This window comes from Halohasta sp. A2, from assembly GCF_056175805.1.
On record NZ_JAQFWV010000352.1, the window covers coordinates 1 to 249 of the forward strand.

At 53.0% G+C, this 249-nt stretch carries 1 pseudogene; it reads right to left on the bottom strand.

The features are described 5' to 3' along the window. Positions 1–249: pseudogene (locus tag O2S87_RS19390) on the bottom strand (ISH6 family transposase); the annotation flags it as partial.

Below are 249 nucleotides of genomic sequence, written 5' to 3' on the forward strand. Positions count from 1 at the left end.
TGACTATGACACTTTGTCCCGTCCGGGATGACGGTGCCAGCTTCTGTACCTGGAATGTGGTCAGAAACAAACGATGAGAGTTTCTGACCGTAGTCTTTGACTCGCCGCTGGATGGTGTCGGGCGACGCAGCATCCCGATACGACAGCGTCGTGGCGAGATCGGCTGTCTTAACAGAGATATCCTCTTGATACCGCTTCTTGCCATCGAACTGAATGAGGTTCTCAACAGGGCGGAAGTGTGACTGTTCA